The organism is Gilvimarinus sp. 1_MG-2023 (genome assembly GCF_030548285.1).
In genome coordinates this window covers 1-287 of sequence record NZ_JAUOSC010000821.1, presented here as the reverse complement: position 1 = coordinate 287, position 287 = coordinate 1, and the positions used below count along the sequence as shown (strand labels likewise).

Annotated in this window: 1 pseudogene; it reads left to right on the top strand. The window is 56.4% G+C overall.

What is annotated here, in order from left to right:
• Positions 1 to 287: pseudogene (locus Q4563_RS19190) on the top strand (AraC family transcriptional regulator); the annotation flags it as partial.

The following is a 287-nucleotide window of genomic DNA, read 5'->3' as shown; positions in this document are numbered from 1 at the left end:
ACAGCGCTCTGTTCAACCTGCCACCCAACGCTCTGCCCAGGGTACCGAGCCATACGCTGGCGAGCAGCAAAGCCGTGATTTTCACCGTATTGCCGCCGCGATCGATTATCTGCAGCAGCATGTAACGGAACAGCCAACCCTTGATGCCCTGGCGGCGTATCTACAGCTCAGCCCAGGTTATTGTCTGAAACTGTTCCAGCGCTGGGCGGGAGTATCGCCCAAACGTTTTTTGCAGACACTCACCACCGAACAGGCAAAACCCTTGCTGCTCGATCATCACAGTCTGC